This is a genomic window from Microbacterium sp. BE35 (genome assembly GCF_031457705.1).
GTDB classification, from domain to species: Bacteria; Actinomycetota; Actinomycetes; order Actinomycetales; family Microbacteriaceae; genus Microbacterium; species Microbacterium trichothecenolyticum.
The window spans coordinates 15,800-35,169 of the sequence record NZ_JAVDXD010000007.1 but is presented as its reverse complement, the minus strand read 5'-3'; the positions used below and the strand labels follow the sequence as shown (position 1 = coordinate 35,169).

General features: G+C 69.6%; 20 protein-coding genes. 10 read left to right on the top strand and 10 right to left on the bottom strand.

From position 1 onward, the window contains the following. Window positions 1-97: 97 nt before the first annotated feature. Both J2Y46_RS19685 and J2Y46_RS19680 read right to left on the bottom strand, forming a co-directional pair. Window positions 98-1,222 (bottom strand): Gfo/Idh/MocA family oxidoreductase, encoded by a 1,125-nt coding sequence (locus tag J2Y46_RS19685; protein WP_310244775.1) that lies wholly within the window; start codon window positions 1,220-1,222, stop codon window positions 98-100. Then, window positions 1,219-2,043 (bottom strand): sugar phosphate isomerase/epimerase, encoded by an 825-nt coding sequence (locus J2Y46_RS19680; protein WP_157005297.1) that lies wholly within the window; start codon window positions 2,041-2,043, stop codon window positions 1,219-1,221. The genes J2Y46_RS19685 and J2Y46_RS19680 overlap by 4 nt, the downstream gene beginning before the upstream one ends. Window positions 2,044-2,272: 229 nt before the next feature. Here J2Y46_RS19680 and J2Y46_RS19675 point away from each other — a divergent pair, with 229 nt between their 5' ends. Continuing rightward, window positions 2,273-2,953 carry a DUF2461 domain-containing protein gene (locus tag J2Y46_RS19675; protein ID WP_045296593.1) on the top strand — a complete coding sequence of 227 codons (681 nt, stop codon included), beginning with the start codon at window positions 2,273-2,275 and terminating at the stop codon, window positions 2,951-2,953. Between the two features lie 173 nt (window positions 2,954-3,126). On the opposite strand, the gene J2Y46_RS19670 is transcribed toward J2Y46_RS19675, so the two are convergent. The 8 genes from J2Y46_RS19670 to urtA all read right to left on the bottom strand — a co-directional run bounded on the left by J2Y46_RS19670 (window position 3,127) and on the right by urtA (window position 10,977). Continuing rightward, complete coding sequence (locus J2Y46_RS19670; protein ID WP_310244769.1) at window positions 3,127-3,717, bottom strand: helix-turn-helix domain-containing protein; 591 nt, start codon at window positions 3,715-3,717, stop codon at window positions 3,127-3,129. Beyond that, window positions 3,717-4,280, bottom strand: a complete 564-nt coding sequence (locus J2Y46_RS19665; RefSeq protein ID WP_310244767.1) for a helix-turn-helix domain-containing protein — start codon at window positions 4,278-4,280, stop codon at window positions 3,717-3,719. Before J2Y46_RS19665 ends, J2Y46_RS19670 begins: the two co-directional genes overlap by 1 nt. Further along, window positions 4,280-5,998 (bottom strand): hypothetical protein, encoded by a 1,719-nt coding sequence (locus J2Y46_RS19660; protein WP_310244765.1) that lies wholly within the window; start codon window positions 5,996-5,998, stop codon window positions 4,280-4,282. Before J2Y46_RS19660 ends, J2Y46_RS19665 begins: the two co-directional genes overlap by 1 nt. 60 nt (window positions 5,999-6,058) lie before the next feature. Beyond that, the gene (gene urtE, locus J2Y46_RS19655) at window positions 6,059-6,739 is read right to left on the bottom strand and encodes an urea ABC transporter ATP-binding subunit UrtE (protein WP_310244763.1); all 681 of its coding nucleotides are present in this window, start codon (window positions 6,737-6,739) and stop codon (window positions 6,059-6,061) included. After that, the gene (locus J2Y46_RS19650) at window positions 6,739-7,560 is read right to left on the bottom strand and encodes an ATP-binding cassette domain-containing protein (RefSeq protein WP_310244762.1); all 822 of its coding nucleotides are present in this window, start codon (window positions 7,558-7,560) and stop codon (window positions 6,739-6,741) included. Before J2Y46_RS19650 ends, urtE begins: the two co-directional genes overlap by 1 nt. Then, window positions 7,557-8,693, bottom strand: a complete 1,137-nt coding sequence (urtC, locus tag J2Y46_RS19645; protein ID WP_310244760.1) for an urea ABC transporter permease subunit UrtC — start codon at window positions 8,691-8,693, stop codon at window positions 7,557-7,559. Before urtC ends, J2Y46_RS19650 begins: the two co-directional genes overlap by 4 nt. Next, window positions 8,690-9,574, bottom strand: a complete 885-nt coding sequence (gene urtB, locus J2Y46_RS19640; RefSeq protein WP_310244757.1) for an urea ABC transporter permease subunit UrtB — start codon at window positions 9,572-9,574, stop codon at window positions 8,690-8,692. The genes urtC and urtB overlap by 4 nt, the downstream gene beginning before the upstream one ends. 101 nt (window positions 9,575-9,675) lie before the next feature. Beyond that, the gene (gene urtA, locus J2Y46_RS19635; protein ID WP_310244755.1) at window positions 9,676-10,977 is read right to left on the bottom strand and encodes an urea ABC transporter substrate-binding protein; all 1,302 of its coding nucleotides are present in this window, start codon (window positions 10,975-10,977) and stop codon (window positions 9,676-9,678) included. A gap of 275 nt (window positions 10,978-11,252) precedes the next feature. Between urtA and J2Y46_RS19630 the strand changes: the two genes are divergently transcribed. The 9 genes from J2Y46_RS19630 (at window position 11,253) to J2Y46_RS19590 (ending at window position 19,351) form a co-directional block, all read left to right on the top strand. Beyond that, window positions 11,253-11,555, top strand: coding sequence for an urease subunit gamma (locus tag J2Y46_RS19630; RefSeq protein WP_310244753.1), 303 nt, complete (start codon window positions 11,253-11,255; stop codon window positions 11,553-11,555). Window positions 11,556-11,565: 10 nt separating this feature from the next. Then, window positions 11,566-11,898 carry an urease subunit beta gene (ureB, locus tag J2Y46_RS19625; RefSeq protein WP_310244752.1) on the top strand — a complete coding sequence of 111 codons (333 nt, stop codon included), beginning with the start codon at window positions 11,566-11,568 and terminating at the stop codon, window positions 11,896-11,898. Beyond that, a complete protein-coding gene (locus tag J2Y46_RS19620) occupies window positions 11,898-13,601 on the top strand; it encodes an urease subunit alpha (RefSeq protein WP_310244750.1) in 1,704 nt (567 codons plus the stop codon). Before ureB ends, J2Y46_RS19620 begins: the two co-directional genes overlap by 1 nt. 29 nt (window positions 13,602-13,630) lie before the next feature. Next, window positions 13,631-14,275 (top strand): urease accessory UreF family protein, encoded by a 645-nt coding sequence (locus J2Y46_RS19615; protein WP_310244748.1) that lies wholly within the window; start codon window positions 13,631-13,633, stop codon window positions 14,273-14,275. Continuing rightward, window positions 14,268-15,050 carry an urease accessory protein UreG gene (gene ureG, locus J2Y46_RS19610; RefSeq protein WP_310244746.1) on the top strand — a complete coding sequence of 261 codons (783 nt, stop codon included), beginning with the start codon at window positions 14,268-14,270 and terminating at the stop codon, window positions 15,048-15,050. The genes J2Y46_RS19615 and ureG overlap by 8 nt, the downstream gene beginning before the upstream one ends. Window positions 15,051-15,062: 12 nt before the next feature. Further along, a complete protein-coding gene (locus J2Y46_RS19605; protein WP_310244744.1) occupies window positions 15,063-15,794 on the top strand; it encodes an urease accessory protein UreD in 732 nt (243 codons plus the stop codon). 21 nt (window positions 15,795-15,815) lie between these two features. Further along, the gene (locus J2Y46_RS19600) at window positions 15,816-16,817 is read left to right on the top strand and encodes a HoxN/HupN/NixA family nickel/cobalt transporter (protein ID WP_310244742.1); all 1,002 of its coding nucleotides are present in this window, start codon (window positions 15,816-15,818) and stop codon (window positions 16,815-16,817) included. A gap of 262 nt (window positions 16,818-17,079) precedes the next feature. After that, entirely contained in the window at window positions 17,080-18,255 is a 1,176-nt protein-coding gene (locus tag J2Y46_RS19595) for an AtzH-like domain-containing protein (protein ID WP_310244740.1), read from the top strand. Further along, window positions 18,248-19,351 carry an acetamidase/formamidase family protein gene (locus J2Y46_RS19590; RefSeq protein ID WP_310244739.1) on the top strand — a complete coding sequence of 368 codons (1,104 nt, stop codon included), beginning with the start codon at window positions 18,248-18,250 and terminating at the stop codon, window positions 19,349-19,351. The genes J2Y46_RS19595 and J2Y46_RS19590 overlap by 8 nt, the downstream gene beginning before the upstream one ends. Window positions 19,352-19,370: the final 19 nt, after the last annotated feature.

Here is a 19,370-nt window from a genome sequence, read left to right as displayed (position 1 = left end):
GGCCCGGGGTTCGCCCTTCGCCGCGGCATCCGTCCCCATGTCCAAGAGGCCGCGCCGCCCCAGACGGGACGACGCGGCCTCTTGTGCGTATGCGGTGTCAGAGCGTCGCTGCGAACGGGTCGAAGTCCGCGGGCACCGACGGCACGGGAGCGACGGTGGTCTCGATCTCGACGGACTGGCCGGACTCGACGGACTGCTCGGCGGAGAGCATGACGTCGAGCACGTGAAGGCCCAGCCGGCCGCTCGCGACGTGCGGGCGGTCCTCGGCGATGGCCCGCACCATGTCGAGGAGGCCGAGCCCGCGACCGACGACGGCACCCTGCTGGGGGACGTCGATCCACTCCTGCTCGAACTTCGCACCGTCGCGCAGCACGCCGAGCGGCTTCACGTAGGCGATGCGACCCTCGAACTGGTTGGGGTCGGGCAGCACGATCGTGCCCTCGGTGCCGTGCACCTCGAAGATGCCATGGCGCTCGAGGGCGGAGTCGAAGCTCAGCAGGCTCTGCGCCTGCTGGCCCGCCTCGAACACCGTGGTCAGCTGAACCGTCGTCGGCACCTCGACGGCGAAGTTCGTGCCGGCGATGGGGCCGAGGTGAACCGTCCGCTCGTCGCGAGCACGCAGGCCTGCCGCGAACACGCGGGCCACCGGCCCGAGGAGGCTCACGAGGCCGCTGATGTAGTACGGGCCCATGTCCAGCAGCGGGCCGGCGCCCGTGCTGAAGAGGAACGCGGGATCCGGATGCCACAAGTCGGGGCCCTGCGTCTGGAACGCGGTCTGCGCGAACAGCGGCTCGCCGATCACGCCCTCCGCGATCGCGCGCTTGGCCGTCTGGAAGCCCGGTCCGAGGATCGTGTCGGGCGCCGAGCCGACGCGCAGTCCGGCAGCGTCCGCGGCCGCCAGGATGCGGGAGACGTCGGCGAGGTCGAGCCCGACCGGCTTCTCGGTCCACACGTGCTTGCCGGCGTTGATCGCGGCCTCGGAGACCTCGACGTGCGCCGCCGGGATGGTGAGGTTCACCACGACCTGGACGTCCGGGTGGTCGAGCACCGCAGAGGCATCGCCGTGCACCGGCACGCCGTACTCCTCGGCCTTCTTCTGCGCGCGGTCGGGCAGCAGGTCGCCGACGGCCAGCACCTCGACGTCCGGGAACGACGTGAGGTTCTTGAGATAGGTGTCGCTGATGACGCCGGCGCCGATGATGCCGACTCCGACGCGGGTCATCGGACGAAGCCGCCGTTCTGCAGGAACGCGTACGACGCTGCGATGTCGGCGAAGACGTCGCCGGGCGCGTTGTCGTATTCGATGACGGCGTACTTCACTGAGGTGGCGGCGTTGAGCGCGTCGGAGAGCGCGACGACGCCATCGCCGGGGTGGGTCTGCTGCAGGCTCTTCGAGGTGAAGGCCGGCGCGTCGGGAGCGAACGGGTTGCTGGCGGGCACCAGTCCGTCCTTGATGTGGAGCGCGACCAGGCGGTCGCCGATGGCGCGGGTCAGCGCCGTGACGTCCTGTCCGCCGACGGCGGCCCAGTACAGGTCGAGCTCGATGGCGACACGGTCGTCGGTCAGCTCGAGGAAGCGCTCGAACGCGGTCTGGCCGTCGAACGAGGCCAGGAACTCCTGCGCGTGGTTGTGGTAGCCGACCGTGAGACCGAACCCGGCGGCGATGTCGACGAGGTCGTTCAGCCGGCGAGCGGTGTCGGCGACGCCTTCCTCGGTCAGCCAGCGGTCCGTCGGCACCATCGGGTCGATGACCGTGGTCGCGCCGATCGTCGCGGCGGCCTCGAACACGACCTGCGGAGCGGGGGTCGGGATCGAGCCGTCGGGCGTCCACAGCTCGTCCGACAGCAGTGGAGCGTGACCGGTCGGCGACGCGAGGCCGGCCGCGTCGAGTGCGGCGCGGATCTCCTGCGGACGACGGACGAAGTCGAAGGCCTCGACGTTCTTCAGACCGATCGCGGCGAGCTTGTCCAGCGAGCCGGACATGTCGGCGGAGAAGGCGGCGGCCAGGGTGTAGAGCTGCACCGAGCTCTCGGGTCGAGTCACTTCGGACACCTTTCGTACATCGTCGTGCGGATCGACTGGATCGTGCCAGGGCAGACTAGCACAAAACCTCCACATGGAGGTTTTGCACTTCCTGCGTCTGTTCCGGATGACGCGGATGTGCGGGCGGGCTGAGCCGAGAGGAGTCTTCTCGCCGTCGTCCGCATCGTCGCCGAGGACGTCTCGGTCGCGCACGACCGCTGTCGCAGCATCCGGTCGATACGATCGGCGAGTGGGATTCGAAGGACTCGATCGCGACGCCGTCTCGTTCTACGCCGAGCTCCGCGCCGACAACACGAAGACGTGGTGGACGGTCAACCGAGCTCGCTACGACACGGCCGTTCGCGGACCGTTCGAGGCGCTCGGCGCGGAACTCGAGCCCGAGTTCGGCGCGCTGAAGATCTTCCGCCCCTATCGCGACGTCCGCTTCAGCGCCGACAAGACCCCCTACAAGCTGCACATCGGCATGGTCTCCCAGGCGACCCCGGCGCATTACCTGCAGCTGAGCGAGGAGGGCCTGATGCTGGGTGGCGGCATCTACGACGTGCCGCCCGCAGCGCTGGCCCGCTTCCGGGAAGCGGTCGACGATCCGCGCACCGCCGAGGATCTCGATGCGCTGCTCGAGGAGCTGCGCAGCGCCGGCTTCGAGTTGCGCCGCGAAGATGCCCTCAAGACCGCACCCCGCGGCTACCGCGCCGACCACCCGCGCCTGCAGCTGCTTCAGCTCAAGCGACTCGCGGTCGGCAGGCGAGAGCCGCCGGCCGACTGGATGTGGACGCCCGACGCGTACGACATCATCGCCGACGACTGGCGCACGGTCTCGACCTGGTGCACCTGGCTCACCGAGACGGTGGGCGCCGAGCTCCTCGAGGCCGCCCAGTCGTCGAGGCGGGGCCGCGGCGACCGCACGTGACGACTGGCTCCCGCCGTCGGCCGCGGATCAGTCGTAGCCGATCACCGGGCTGATCCGGCACCCACGCGGTGCTCGGCGCGGTCGGGTACATGTCGGCCTACGAGCAGGCCCAGGGCACGGACCAGCGCACGGCGCTGAAGGTCCTCTTCACCCCGTAAGCGCACACGGAAGCCTCACGGCCGCTGGCCGTCGGTACCGCCGAGATCGCGGATCGGGTCGAGGATGGCTTCGGCCGCCCAGGTCGCAGCATCGGCGATGTCGCGGCCGCTCATCCCGAGTTCGCGCCGCATGGTCACCCACGTCGCCGAGGAGTCGAGGTGGGACAGCGCGGCGACGACGGCTCGCCGGTCATCGCCTGTGAGCGACGGGGCCTCTCTGCGCAGCATCCCGTCGAATTCTTCACGATGCGGCGCGGGGTCCGAGCCGTTGACGCCGCGCATCGCCGTCTCGGCGACGACGTACGCCAGTTCTGGACGTCGGTCGTATGCCTCCATCGCTTCACGGATGGCGATCGGCACGTCGAAGATCGAGTCGGAATCGGCGCGAGTGAAGACGGTGCGCTCGATCCACGCCGCCGTCGCGAGCAGAAGGTCGGCCCGCGTCGGGTAGTGACGGAAGACGGTGCGTTCGCCGACGCCTGCGCGGAGAGCGACCAGCCGGAAGGACACATCGTCGGTGCCGACCTCTTCAATGAGCTCGGCGTAGGCGGCGAGGATCGCCGACTGCGTTCCCGAGAGCTCCGACGGCGGCACGGGCGCGCCCACTAGGCTGCTCGATTCGCCTCGGTCGCCGCGGGGAGAACCCGGCGCACAGCGAGATCGAACACCCCGTAGGTGTCGTCAGCGCTCATCTCGAATCCGGTCCGCATCCGCGCCCAGAACATCGGGGACGCGAAATAGCGGAGGGATGCTGCGGCGCGGCGCGCGTCGCGGCGGTTGAGGCTCGGCGCGGTGGCGTCGATCATCGCGACGATCGCCTCGGTGATCGGTGCGGCCGAGTCGTCGCCGGTCGGTGAGAGGGCACTGCCGCGGGCCGCGACGAAGGCGTAGGCGGGTTCGGCGTCGTACGCGCGGAACCGCGCGCGGACCGCTTCGCGGAACTCATCTGCGGTTCGGAAGTCCGGGAGCGGGAAGTGCTCGGCCTCGATCCAGCGTGCGAGTGCCTCGAGCAGGTGCGACCTCGTCGGAAAGCGACGGTAGATCGTGCGTTCGGAGACCCCGGCTTGCTCGGCGAGTTCGAGGTACGACACGTCCTCGAAGGTACGCTGACGCAGCAGCAGGGCGGCGCTCGCGAGGATGACCGACGGCGTGTCGGCGGCCTCGTCCATCACAGCATCCTTCCCCGCCCATCCCGATGGGGCGTGACCGGCTCCGCCGGGAGGACATATCGGTCGGAGTCGTCGAGCGTCAGGGCCAGGGACGAGACGAACTGAAGCTCGCCGCGCGGTCCCGACTCGGCCGAGGCCAGCATATCCGGCCGCTCGAACGTGTAGCCGGTCACGTGGCAGCGCAGCCGCTCGCCCGACGGGTTGCCGTCACGGTCGAGGATCGGGGTGGGGATGCCGTCCGACGTGCGCCTGAGGTAGTAGCGGCCACGGGTCATGATCGCCGCCAGCGGAGTGACCACGGCCGCGACGCCGATGGCGACGAGCACGGAGAAGGGCTGCATCGCCGGGCCGAACGCGCCGGCGAAGCACAGCAGGGAGAGCAGCGAAGCGAGCCCCACCGAGACGGGGCCGACGGGATTCCAGTTGTGGAGCATTCCGCGGCGGAACTCCGGGAACAACGGGGAGATGCGCAGCAGGTGCTTGTTGATCACGATGTCGGCGGAGATCGTCACGAGCCAGGCCATGACGACGTTCGCATAGAGGCTGAGCACGAAGGAGATGAGACTGAAGACGTCCATCAGCATGAGTGAGAGCGCGATCGCCAGGTTGAAGAGCACGAAGACCGTTCTGCCCGGGTAGCGCTTCTTCACCCGTGTGTAGACGTTCGACCATGCGAGCGAGCCGGAGTAGGCGTTCGTCACGTTGATCTTCACCTGCGCGATGACGATCAGCAGGAGGGCGAGCGCGAGCGCGGTCCAGTCGGGCAGCAGCGACTGGTACATGCCGAGGAACTGCTTCACCGGTTCGACGGCGCGGTCGGCGATCGTCGGATCCACCTTGGTCACCAGGTAGACCGCGAGGAAGAGCCCGATCACCTGCTTCGTGCCGCTGAAGATCACCCAGCCGGGGCCGCTGAAGACGAACGCGGTCCACCACGACCGCGAGTTCGCGGCCGTACGCGGCGGCATGACCCGGATGTAGTCGATCTGCTCGGCGAGCTGCGGGGTCAGCGCGAAGCACACCGCCGCGCTCGCGACGATGGCGCTGAAGCTCACGGTGCCGTCGGAGGCGCCGGTGAACCCGATGAACTCGGTGACCGCGTCAGGCTGGGTGAACACGACCCAGATGAGCGGGAGCAGCGCGAGGGCGAGCCAGAGGGGCGTGGTCCAGAACTGCAGCCGCTCGAGCGCCCGCATGCCGTAGATCACGATCGGGACCACCACCACCGTGGAGATCACGTAGCCGACGGGCAGCGGGATCCCCACCGCGACTTCCAGGCCCTGGGCCATGATCGCGCCCTCGAGCGCGAAGAAGATGCACGTGAAGCCTGCGAACACCACGGTCGTGATGATCGAGCCGTGGTAGCCGAAGCCCGAGCCGCGGGCGATGAGGTCGAGGTCGAGGTTGTACCGCGCCGCGTAGTACGCGACGGGGAATCCGACCAGGAAAATGATGACGGAGGCGAGAAGGATGCCGAGCACGGCGTTCGTCGTGCCGTGCTCGAGTCCGACGCTCGCGCCGATCGAGAAGTCGGCGAGGAAGGCGATGGATCCGAGCGCGGTGCCTCCGACGGACAGGGCACTCCAGCGCCGGAACGAGCGCGGGACATAGCGGAAGGCATAGTCCTCCAGGCTGTCCTCGGCCGCAGCGCGCGCATCCCCGCCTCGCACGCCGGCCTTCACGCCCGGCGCAACCACGCTCACCTCCAGTACATCCACGATGTCTGGATTCTGCCGTGTGGGTGTTTCGTGCGCGTTGCGGCGGGGAATCGATCTGATTCAGATCGCCATCGCGTTGCGCACGGTGTCGACGGCGCCGGCTCCTCCTTCCCCGGTGATCGTGATCCGGCCGGACTGCAGCACGTAGAAGGTGTTCGTGGACCGCAGTGCGAACCCGACATGCTGCTCGACGAGCAGGACCGAGAGGTCGCCGCGGCGGGTGAGGTCGATGATGACGCGCTCGATGTCGGCGACGATGTTCGGCTGGATCCCCTCCGTGGGCTCGTCGAGCACGAGGAGCCGCGGCTTCGTCAGCAGCGTGCGGGCGATCGCGAGCTGCTGGCGCTGCCCGCCGGAGAGCAGACCGGCACGTCGGCTCAGCAGCTCCTTGAGGACGGGGAACAGGTCGAACACCTCGTCGATGTCGGACTGCCGTTTCGCCACCAGCTGGAGGTTCTCGAGCGTCGTCATCTGCGGGAACGACTGCTGGCCCTGGGGGACGTAGCCCAGTCCGCGCTGCACCCGCTTGGAGGGAGGCATCCGTGTCACGTCCTCGCCGTCGAGCAGCACCTGGCCGCTCATCACGGGGATCAGCCCCGTGGCGACGCGGAGCAGAGTCGTCTTGCCGGCACCGTTGTGGCCCATCACCGACACCGCTCGGCCGGTGGGGATCTCGACGGTGACGTCGTGGAGCACCTTGGTGCGCCCGTATCCGGCGGTGACACCCTTGATCTCGAGCATCAGTGGTCGCCCTTCCCTTCGACGGCGGCGTCCGCCGCGGACCCGAGGTAGACCTCCTGTACGCGCTTGTCCGCCTGTACCTGCTCGACCGTTCCCGCGGTGAGGAGCTTGCCGGTGTGCATGACGGTGACCCACTCGGCGTAGCTGCGGACGAAGTCCATGTCGTGCTCGATGACGATGATCGTGCGCTCGTCGCCGATGCGGCGCAGGAGCTGCCCGGTCTCGTCGCGCTCGTCGGCGTTCATGCCGGCGACGGGCTCGTCGAGGAACATGACCTTCGCGTCCTGCACGAGCAGCATGCCGATCTCGAGCCACTGCTTCTGGCCGTGCGCGAGGGTCCCGGCCGGCTTGTCACGCTGCGCGGTGAGCCCGATGGTCTCCAGCGCCTCCTCGACGTACGCGGGGACTCCGCGCCGGGTCAGCGGCAGCCGCCACGCCGATCGATGCAGGCCGCCGGCGATGTCGAGGTTCTGCAGCACCGAGAGCTCGTCGAACACCGTCGCGGTCTGGAACGTGCGCCCCACCCCCGCGCGGATGATCTTGTTGGTCTTCATGGACAGCAGGTCCATGCCGTCGTGCATCGCCGTGCCGGTGGCGGGGACGAGGCCGGTGAGCGCGTCGACGAGAGTCGTCTTGCCGGCGCCGTTCGGCCCGATCAGGAAGTGCACCTGCCCTTTGAGCATGAGCAGGCTCACGTCGTCGACGGCCGTGAACTCGTCGAAGCGCACCGTGAGATTCGACACCTTCACGGATGTCTCGGTGTCAGGCTTCAGCGGCTCGCCGGCGCCGGCGAGGGGAAGCGTCGCGTCGGTCCCGTTCATGCGGCCGACCTCCTGTCGGTCCTCGTGCGCTTGCCGGTGCCGGCCCGCAGCCCGGAGCCGATCCTGCTGAAGAGCGAGGCGAGCCCGTTCGGCAGGAACAGCGTCACCAGGACGAAGAGCAGTCCGAGGATGTAGATCCACCCTTCGGGCCAGCTCGAGGCGAGGCTGGACTGCCCCCAGCCGATCGCCATCGCGCCCAGCACGGGGCCGAACAGCGAAGCGCGCCCGCCGAGGGCCACACCGGCGATGAACAGGATCGACGCGGAGGCGCCGATCTCCTGGGGCGTGATGATGCCGACGAGGGGCACGAACATCGCCCCGCCGATGCTCGCCATCACGGCGGCGATGACGAATGCGACGAGCTTGATGTTGGCCGGGTCGTATCCGAGGAACCGGACGCGATCCTCCGCGTCACGAGTCGCGAGCAGGAGCTCTCCGAAGCGGCTGCGGTAGAGCTGCCAGGCCACGAGCATGCACACGATGAGCAGTGCCACCGTGATCATGTAGATCATGATCTTGTTCGCGTCGTCGTTCAGGACGTAGCCGAAGAAGTACTTGAAGCCGCTGAGCCCCGTATCACCGCCGGTCTCGCGGATCGTCGAGCTGACGAGGACTGCGAGGGCGACCGCGAGCGCCTGCGTCAGGATCGCGAAGTACGCGCCCTTGACGCGGCGCTTGAACAGCGCGAAGCCGAGAACCCCGGCGACGATCACGGGCAGCAGCACGATCGCCACGACCGTGAACCACTCGCTGCGGAACGGCTCCCAGAACGCGGGAACGGCAGCCAGCGGGTCGTACAGGATCATGAACGTGGGCGTCGCATCGGGCCCGGCGGTCTCGAGGGTCATGTGCATCGCCATCGAGTAGGCACCGAGCGCGAAGAAGACGCCCTGCCCCATGACGAGCATGCCGCCTCGACCCCACGCCAGGCCGATGCCCACCGCGACGATCGCCCAGGCGCAGTACTTGCCCAGGTTGTTGATCCAGTGCATCGAGAGCACGGAAGGGGCGACGACCAGCAGGAGCACCGCGAACACGGCGATGCCGATGAGCGAGAACCACGGATTGAGGTTGCGCGCCTCCGGCTTCGCGAGATCGGGGCTCGCGAGTTCGATCTTCGTCAGCTCGGTCATGCCAACCCCCTGGTGCGGACGGTGAAGAGCCCCTGCGGGCGGAGCTGGAGGAAGACCACGACGAGCACGAAGGCGAGCACCTGTGCGAGGCTCCCGCTCGTCCAGTCGGCGAAGAACGCCATGGCGACGCCGATCACCCACGCAGCGATGACGGTGCCCTTGATCTGCCCGATCCCACCGGCCACGACGACCAGGAAGGCCGGGATGATGTACTGCACGCCCATCTGCGAGTTCGTGCCGCCGATGAGCGACGCCGCGACTCCCGCCACGCCGGCGAGTCCCGACCCGACGAAGAACGTGATGCGGTCGACGTTTCGGGTGCGCACGCCGACCGTCTCGGCGAGGTCGCGGTTCTGCACGGTCGCGCGGATGCGGCGACCGAAGGACGTGTACTTGAGCCAGGCGGCGAGCGCGGCGACGCAGATTCCTGCGAGCGCGATCGTGAACGCCTGGCGGAGGGGCCACGCGTAGCCGAAGACGTCGATCTGGCCCTGGAGCCATCCGGGATTCTCCACGGGGACGCCCTGGGCCGGGAAGAGCTGCAGTGCGACCTGCTGCAGGATCAGCGAGACGCCGACGGTGGCCAGGAGCGTGTCGAGGGGCCTGCGGTACATCCACTGGATGATGCTCACCTCGAGCAGCAGCCCGAGGAGGCCGGCCACGACGAACGCGGCGGGCAGCGCGAGCGGGATCGAGATGTCGCTGGAGGGCACGACCAGCTGGGTCAGGTAGGTGACGAAGGCGCCGACCATGATGAACTCGCCGAGCGCCATGTTGATCACCCCCATCTGACCGAAGATGAGCGTGAGCCCGAGGGCTGCCAGCAACAGCAGCGCACCCACGGCGCTGCCGTTGAGCAGCGGGGGGATGAGTGCATCCATGCGGCGGCTCCCTTCTGTGCGAATGCGGTGTGGAGAGGGGGCTGGATGCCGGGACCCCGTGCCGTGCGACCGGCACGGGGTCTCGGCATCCGTTGCGAGGATCAGCCGGCGGCAGCCACGAGGGACTTGCGGACGTCCTCGGGGAACCAGTCGTACTCCTCGAGGTACGGGTCCGGCTCGATGAACTCGTCGGACGCCCAGACGATGTCGAACTGGTTCTCGGCGTTGATCTTGCCGATATGACCGGGCTTGGAGATGTGGTGGTTCTCACCGTCCAGCGTGACGACGCCCTCCGGTGCGTCGACGGTGATCTCGTTCTCGACCGCCGCGTCGTTGATCGCGTCGACGTCGAACGAGCCGGCGGCCTCGACGAGAGCCTTGTAGAGATAGAGCGAGATGTAGGCGGCCTCCATCGGGTCGCTGGTCACGCCGCTCGAGCCGGGGTAGGCCTTCCAGGCCTCGATGAACGCGGGGTTGTTGGGGGTGTCCAGCGACTGGAAGTAGTTCCACGAGGCGTAGTTGCCGGTGACCTCGTGCCCCATCGCGGGAGCCTCCTCCTCGGCGATCGACACCGAGATGATCGGGGTCGTCTCCGGCGTGAGGCCGGCGTCGTAGTAGGCCTTGATGAAGCCGACGTTCGAGGAGCCGTTGATCGTGTTGAAGATGAAGTCCGGCTTCGCCGCGGCGATCTTCGCGACCTGCGTGGTCCAGTCGTCCTTGTCGAGCGGCACGTACTCCTCGCCGACGATCTCGATGCCGAGCTCCTCGGCGTACAGCTTGATGATCGCGTTCGCGGTGCGCGGGAAGACGTAGTCGGAGCCGGCGAGGAACAGCGTCTTCACGCCCTGGGCGGCGAGGAAGTCCATCGCCGGAATGATCTGCTGGTTGGTCGTCGCGCCGGTGTAGTAGATGTTGGGCGACGCCTCGAGGCCCTCGTACTGCACGGGGTAGAAGAACAGCCCGTTGTGCTCCTCGACGACCGGCTTGACGGCTTTGCGCGAGGAGGAGGTCCAGCCGCCGAAGATCGCGGCGACGCAGTCCTGAGTGAGCAGCTTCTCGGTCTTCTCCGCGAAGGTCGGCCAGTCGGTGGCGCCGTCCTCCTGGATGTACTCGATCTGCTTGCCGAGGATGCCGCCGTCGGCGTTGATCTCGTCCGCGGCCATATGCAGGACGTTGGACACGGTCTTCTCGGAGATCGCCATGCCCCCGGTGAGGGAGTTGAGGAAGCCGAGCTTGATGGTGTCGCCGGACGTGTCGACGCAGCTCGCGGCGGCCGCAGCGGATTCGGTCGGGGCCGCGTCGCCGGCGCGGCTGCCGCAGCCGGAGAGGACGAGGGCGGCGCTCGTGACGAGCGCACCCGCTGCCAGGATCGCCCGGAGGCGCTTCCTGTGGGTGGTGATCATGCTGTGCTCCGTTTCAGGGGTGATGCGGTGCGTTTCGGGTGTGATGCGGTGAGGTGCGAACCGAGCGCACGGGCGCTGCAGGTGGTCCAACGATGGAGCCGCGGCATTACATTGCCATTGCTCGAACGTATCCAGCGTGTAAACAGTGCGACCGTCGGAGTCGCCGGCTTCCTTGATTTTCCGGGGTTTCGGGCGAACTACGCGCGCGCGGAAGAACATCCTCGCTTCCAGGCGATGGCAGACTTCTGACACGCATCGACGAGGAGGGAGCACCTATGCACCTGTCACCCGCTGACACGGAGAAGCTGCTGCTCGCTGTGGCCGGCATGGTGGCGCGCGATCGCAGAGAGCGCGGCGTCAAGCTGAACCATCCGGAGGCGGTCGCGCTGCTGTCGACCTGGGTCATCGAGCGCGCCCGCGACGGCGCGGAGGTGGCGCAGCTGATGACCGAAGGGCGCACGGTGCTGACCCGCGGCGACGTGATGGACGGCGTCGCCGACATGCTCGCCGACGTGCAGGTCGAGGCGACCTTCCCGGACGGACGCAAGCTCGTCACCCTTCACCACCCGATCGACTGAGGGAGCAGCGATGGCATCAGGATCAGCATCCGGACCCGGCGCCATCCGGGTACGACCCGGCTGGATCGAGCTCAACGCAGATCGCGCCGGCGATGAGCGCGTCGAGCTGGTGATCCTCAACACGGGCGACCGGCCGGTGCAGATCGGCTCGCACATCCACCTGCCCGACGTCAACGCGGCGCTGCAGTTCGATCGCGCGGCCGCAGCGGGCTTCCGGCTCGACATCCCCTCCGGCACCTCGGAGAGGTTCGAGCCCGGAGTCTCCAAGCGCGTCCCCGCGGTGGCGCTGCGCGGTCACCGCCGTGTGCCCGGCATCCAGATCCGATCGACGGAGGTCTCCTGATGGTGCGCATCGACCGCGAGCGGTACGCCGCCATCTACGGTCCGACCACGGGAGACCAGATCCGGCTCGGCGACACCGACCTGTGGATCGAGCTCGAGGACGATCTCACGGTCGGCGGCGAGGAGGCGGTGTTCGGCGGCGGGAAGTCGATCCGCGAGTCGATGGCGCAGAGCACGGTCTCCCGCGCCGATGGAGCGCTCGACACCGTGATCACCAACGCGGTCATCCTCGACTGGTGGGGTGTGGTGCGCGCGGATGTCGGCATCCGTGACGGCCGCATCGCCGGCATCGGGCGCGCCGGCAATCCCGACATCGCCGACGGGGTCGACCCGCGGCTCGTGATCGGCCCCTCCACGGACGTGATCTCCGGCGAAGGAAAGATCCTCACCGCGGGCGCCATCGACTCCCACGTGCACCTACTCTCCCCCTCGCAGATCCACGAGGCGCTGGCCTCGGGGATCACGACGGTCGTCGGCGGCGGCACCGGGCCTTCCGAGGGCTCGAAGGCGACGACGGTGACCCCGGGTGCCTGGCATCTCGAGCAGATGCACCGCTCCCTGGACCGTCTGCCGGTGAACGTCCTGCTGCTCGGCAAAGGCAATACGGTGTCGGCGGCGGCCTTCGAGGAGCAGGCGCTCGCCGGCGCGGCCGGGTACAAGGTGCACGAGGACTGGGGATCCACGCCCGCAGCGATCGACGCCAGTCTCCGCGCCGCCGAGGAGTGGGGGCTGCAAGTGGCCCTTCACAGCGACTCCCTCAACGAGGCGGGGTTCGTCGAGTCGAGCATCGCGGCGATGGCAGGACGCAGCATCCATGCCTTCCACGTCGAGGGTGCCGGCGGCGGTCACGCCCCCGACATCCTGTCGATCGCGAGCCTGCCGTACGTGATCCCCGGATCGACCAATCCGACGCTTCCGCACACCGTGAACACGGTCGCCGAGCACCTCGACATGCTCATGGTGTGCCACCACCTCAACCCCGGCGTACCCGAGGATCTCGCGTTCGCCGAGTCCCGCATCCGTGCCACCACCATCGCCGCGGAGGACATCCTCCACGACATGGGAGCGATCTCGATCACGTCGTCCGACGCTCAGGCGATGGGGCGCATCGGCGAGGTGATCACGCGCACCTGGCAGGTCGCGCACGTGATGAAGGCCCGCCGCGGGTCCCTCGGCGGAGGTCTTCCCGCCGACAACGAGCGAGCGCGCCGGTACGTGGCCAAGTACACCGTCAACCCGGCGATCGCGCACGGCATCGACGGCGAGGTCGGATCGGTCGAGGCAGGAAAGCTCGCCGACCTGGTGCTGTGGGACCCGCGCTTCTTCGGGTTCCGGCCGAGCGTCGTCGTCAAGGGCGGCGGGCTGGTGTGGGGGGCGCTCGGCGATCCGAACGCCTCCATCCCGACCCCGCAGCCCGTGCTCATGCGTCCGTCGTTCGCCGACGCGATCGGCGGCTCCCTCTCGGTCTCGTTCGTCGCCCCCGCGGCCCTCGATGCCGGGCTCGAGGAGCGCCTGGGACTCACGCGCCGGCTGCTGCCGCTGCGGTCGACGCGCGAGGTCGGCAAAGCCGACATGCGCAACAACGACGCACTCCCGACCATCGACATCCGGCCCGACACCTTCGACATCTCCATCGACGGCGACCGCGTGGAGCCCGCACCGGCCGCACGCCTCCCCCTCGCCCAGCTGTACCAGCTGTTCTGATGCCTCCGCTCGCTTCCTCCACTGCTGCCATGCTGCTGGCGGACGCCCGGCTGCCGTCGGGCGGGCACGCGCATTCCGCCGGCGTCGAGCCCGCGGTGAGCGCCGGCGTGGACCCGGCGGATCTGCCCGCGTTCCTGCGCGGCAGAGTCACGACCACCACGCTCGTCGAGGCCGGCACCGCGGTGGCCGCGCGGCACGCACGCCTCACGCGCGGCGACCTCGATGCCGTCGAGACCGCGTGGGCGGCGCGGACTCCGAGCCGTGCGCAACGGGATGCCGCGCGGGTGCTCGCCCGCGGCTACCTGCGCGTCGGCGCCACGATGCTCCCAGGTGACGGGGTGATCGCGGATTGGCGCCAGCGCGCCACCCCGCCCCCGAGGCCCTGCGTGCTCGGCGTCATCGCCGCCGGGCTCGACGTGCCAGCCCTCGAGCTGGCCCGGCTCGTGGTCTACGAAGACATGCAGGCCGCCGCCGCCGCGGTGCTCAAACTCGAGCCGCGCGACCCGCTCGAGCTCGTGTCGCTCGTGGCCGAGCTGTGCGCCGCGATCGATGACCGCCTCGGCGAGGTCGCCGCGGTCACCGATCCTGACGGCATCCCCGCACTCACCGCACCACAGTCCGAAGCGTGGGCCGAAGTCCACGCACGATCCACCAGGAGGCTCTTCCGTGCCTGAATCCACCCCATCCCGCGCTCTGCGCCTCGGCGTCGCCGGCCCCGTGGGCACCGGCAAATCGTCGCTCATCGCGACGATCTGCCGCGCCCTCGCCGACGAGATCCGCATCGGCGTCATCACCAACGACATCTACACCGACGAGGACGCCCGCTTCCTCCGCTCGGCGGGAGTGCTGGAGCCCGAGCGCATCATCGCGGTCGAGACCGGCGCGTGCCCGCACACGGCGATCCGCGACGACGTCACGGCGAACCTCCTGGCCGCCGAAGACCTCGAGCGTGCCTTCGCGCCGCTCGACATGGTGGTGATCGAATCCGGTGGCGACAACCTCACCGCGACGTTCTCGCCCGCCCTCGTCGACGCGCAGATCTTCGTGCTCGACGTCGCCGGCGGCGGCGACGTGGCACGCAAGGGCGGACCGGGCATCGGCCGCGCGGATCTCCTGGTCGTGAACAAGACAGACCTCGCCCCCTACGTCGGGGTGGACGTCCCGCTGATGGTCGCCGACGCCACCGCCGCGCGCGATGGCCGACCGGTCCTCGCGCTCTCGCGTACCGACGGACCGTCGGTGGCCGCACTGCGCCAGTGGGTTCTGGCAATGCTGGCCGCGCACCGCGCCGGCTCCCACATCCCTCAGGACCCCGGCCCCATGGCACCCCACTTCCACGCCGATGAGGACGGCAACGGCGTCCTCCACACGCACGAGGACGGCGAGGCGCCGCACGCGCACGCCGCGGGCGAGCCCGCGCACAGCCACGCCGATCACGTGCACCCCTGAACCCGTGATCCCGTGAACCCCACCGTCGTCGACGTCTCCCCGCGCGGGGCGGGTGCGTCGTGCACCCTCGCGGGCGAGCTCGTCGTGCCGCGGCTGGTTCGCCGGAACGGCCGATCCGTCGAGGTGGCGCTGGTCGCGGGACGCGCGATGCTCCTGCCCGGAGACGACGTGCGTATCGGGATCACCGTCGGCGAAGGCTGCACGCTCCGCCTCGTCGACATCGGCGGCCTCGTCGTCTACGGACGGCCGGGCGAGTTCGGCGAAGCCTCGCAGTGGCACGCTCGTGCCGACCTCGCACGCGACGCCCACCTCGTGTGGGAGGGCCTTCCGACCGTGATCACGGATGCCGGTCGCCTGACGCGGTCGCTCACCATGACGCTCGCCCCCGATTCGTCGGCGATCCTGCGCGAGACCCTCGTGCTCGGCCGCGCCGGCGAGCGCGGCGGGCAGCTGACCGCCGAGACCGACATCCGCGACGAGCGGGGTCCCCTCCTGCGAGAGACGCTCGAGGTGCGCGGCGACATGCGCGTGCCCGGCGTCCTCGGTCCGGCGCGGGTCGTCGACAGCAGGATCGCGGTCGGCGACCACGCGGGGCTCGACGAGGTCGCTGGAGCGACCCGTCTCGAGTTCGAACGCGGGGGTGCGGTGCTGCGCTACCTCGGCGACGCCGCCCATGACAGTCCGCTGAGCGGGGAGCTCGCCCGTGCCGCCCAGCCCGCCCTGGAGCCGGCGCAGGTCGCCTGAACGGAGCATCCAATGAATCGAATGACCCTGTCCGCGCGCGGCGTGCTGATCCTGGCGGGCGCGCTGCTCGTCTTGAGCTGGGTGCTGTTCGCGGTCGTGGTGGCGCCCGCCGACTATCGGGCGGGCACCTCCACCTTCGGGATCGGTCTCGCCATCACCGCGTTCGTGCTCGGCATGCGCCACGCCTTCGACGCCGACCACATCGCGGCCATCGACAACACGAGCCGCAAGCTGGTGGCGGACGGCGAGGACCCGTCGAGCGTCGGCCTGTGGTTCGCGCTGGGGCACTCGACGGTCGTACTGGTCGCCGTCGGCCTCGTGACCGCCGGTGTCGGCGCGCTCACCGCCCAGATCGGAACGGATCACTCGCCCCTGGCGATCTTCACCGGAGTCTGGGGGCCGACCGTGTCGAGCCTGTTCCTGCTCGCGATGGCGACGGCGAACCTCGTCATCCTCGTCCGCCTCCTTCGTCGCGCACGCGGGCGTGCCTCCGCGCGCGCGGAGACGGTGCTTGCAGGCGGCGCGGTCTCGCTGCTCATCGCGCGCACCTCGGCGACCCTGGACGCGCCGTGGAAGATGTTCATCGTCGGCCTGCTCTTCGGACTGGGATTCGACACCGCATCCACGATCGCGCTGCTCCTCATCGCCGGCGGGGCGGGCATCGTCATGCCCTGGTACGCCGCGATGGTTCTGCCACTGCTGTTCACCGCCGGGATGGTGGCGTGCGACGGGATCAACAGCATCGTCACGGCGAGGCTCTATCGATGGTCGGCTGGTGACCCGGAGCGGCGACGGCGCTACAACGCGGCGCTCCTCTCGCTGTCGGTCGCGGTCGCCTTCATCGTCGGGACGGTCGGACTGTGCGGCGTGCTGGTCGACTCCGCCGGGGTGCAGTGGGCGCCGGTGCAGACCATCGCGGCGACGAATCTCGACTCGTTCGGGCTGATCATCGTCGCCGTCCTCCTCCTGACGGGGCTCACGAGCTGGATCCTCGCCCGGTCACAGCGCGCAGCGGCGGCCTGATCCGGCGCGGCGTCTCGGGGGCACCGGTCGCCGGCGGTCATGCGACGCTGCTCCGCTCCACGGGCTGAGACGGTGCCGCCTCGGCTCCCGCAGCTCGGCGGAGCCTCGCGTACCCGCTGGCTCGCAGGCGCCGGGCGGGCGGGGGCGGCCGCGGCCGCGGCCGAGATACGGGATCCGATTGTTAACTTTCGATTTCGCGCGCGGAGGGATCCGACCGCAGGTGGCATTCTGTATACCATCTGCGGACCACGCAAGGAGATCCATGGACACCGAATCGACGCGCCACACCGAGATGCTGCCCCGGGATCTGTCGACAGAGTTCTGGCGCTATGAGCGCGCGGTCGTCGAGAACGATCTGGGCGTCATGGACGAACTCTTCGCGGAGGGCGACGAGCCGATGCGTGCGGATGCCGCCGGGCTGCTGGTCGGCCATTCGACGATCTCGCAGTTCCGACGGGTGCGCGGCGGGGTGGCCCAGCGGAGCATCAGCGCGATGCAGTCACGCAGACTGTCTTCCGACGCCTGGGTCGTCAGCTCGGTGTCGGACTACGCGGCCGGCGGCATGGGCGTACAGACGCAGGTGTGGATCCGCAGCCGAGCCGGCTGGCGCATCCTCGCCGCCCACATCACGCCGCGCGCGAACGACGGGACTCTCGCGCAGCGAGCAGGAGGCGGCGGCGAACAGGCGGAGCCGCGCGATGTCCGAGCGCGACGAGAGGACCCGGTCGGACGGCCGAAAGGCCTGGCCGCCCTGCGTCGCAACCCTGCCGGTGTGCAATTGGCGATGATGCTCGCGCTGACCTTCTCGACGGGCGTCATCGACGCGGTGGGATACCTCGGCCTCGACCGTGTCTTCACGGCCAACATGACGGGCAACGTCGTGATCCTCGGGATGGCGCTCGTCGGCGCGGACGGCTTGCCCATCATCGGCCCCGCGGTCGCGCTGCTCGGGTTCGCGGTGGGCGCGGCCTTCGCCGGCCGGCTGCTGCGGGGGCTCGCGGCAGGATGGACGATCCGCAGCACCGTCGCGTTCGCGGCCGTCGGGACGACCCTCGCGCTGACGAGCCTCGCGACGCTGGTGCTCCCGTCGCCTGGGGAGCCCCTCCTCGCCGTCATCACGGGCGTCCTCGCCGTGGCGATGGGGCTTCAGGCGGGGGCTGCGCGCCATCTGGCGGTGAAGGACGTCACCACGGTGGTCGTGACTTCCACGCTGACGGGCCTCGCCGCGGACTCGATCTTCGGCGGACGAAGCGCGGGGCACCCCTGGGCACGCCGCCTGGGCGCGATCGCGCTGATCGGGGCCGGCGCCGCGCTCGGTGCGCTGACGCTTCACGTCGGCCTGTGGTTCGGGATCGCCGTGCCGGCGTTCATCACGATCCTGGTCGCGATCGTCGGCCACGTCGCGCGGCCCGAGCCGGCAGGAGCTCGCGGTGAGTGAGTACCGGGGTGTGCTCCGGGCGGGCGAGCGGCTGCCGGCGGACGTCGCCTACCTCGCACCCGAGCCGGAGCACCTGTACTGGGGCGAATTGCCGATCGGGGGCGATGCCGCCCGCATCCGTCTCTCGTCAGGTGACCACGTGGTCGTCGACACCCTCAGCCACGAGGGTCTGCTCGAGGATCAGGGCCGCGACCCGCGGGCGTGGTTCGGCTCGCACGGTATCGGCGCCGACCTCCTGCTCGACGAAGCGGTCGCACTCGCGGGCTCACGTGACGAGCGCGATCCGTCCCGGCATGGCCCGCACATCGTGTCGGGGCCGATCGATGTGGCCGACACGCGACCCGGCGATCTGCTGCGCATCACGGTGCTCGACACGACTCCCCGTGTGCCTTACGGCGTGATCTCCAACAGGCACGGGCGCGGCGCCCTGGCCGGCGAGTTCCCGCTCGCACCAGGCAACGTGAGCGTGTTCACGCCGATCGCACGCGACGAACAGGGCATCTGGACGGGGCGACTCCCCCTCGTCGAGGGCGGCGACCGTGACGTCCGGTTCCCGCTCGCTCCGTTCCTCGGCATCATGGGCGTCGCCTCCGACACCGACACGCGCCCCCACAGCGTTCCCCCGGGGCGGCACGGCGGCAACATCGATCTCAACCTGCTCGTCGAAGGCGCCTCGCTGTACCTCCCCGTGCAGGTGAAGGGTGCCGGGGCGTACGTCGGCGATCCCCACTTCGCGCAGGGCGGCGGCGAGGTGGCGCTCACGGCGCTCGAGGCATCGCTGCGTGTCACGCTCGAGATCACGGCGATCCCCGCCGAGACCGCACTGCGCGACTTCGGCGAGCTGGTCGCTCCGGTCGCCGAGACCGCCGAGCACCTGGTGCCCATGGGCTTGGATGCCGACCTCGACGAGGCCATGCGGGAGTGCGTCCGCGCCGCCGTGGCCCTCCTGGGCTCGCGCTACGGCATGGCCCCGCAGCTCGCGCTCGCCTATCTCAGTGCGGCCACCGACTTCGAGGTCACACAGGTCGTCGACCTCGTCTCCGGGGTGCACGCCCGCATCCGCACCTCGGATTTCGCGCGCGTGCGGCGGAGCTAGCGACGACTCGCCACGGCCG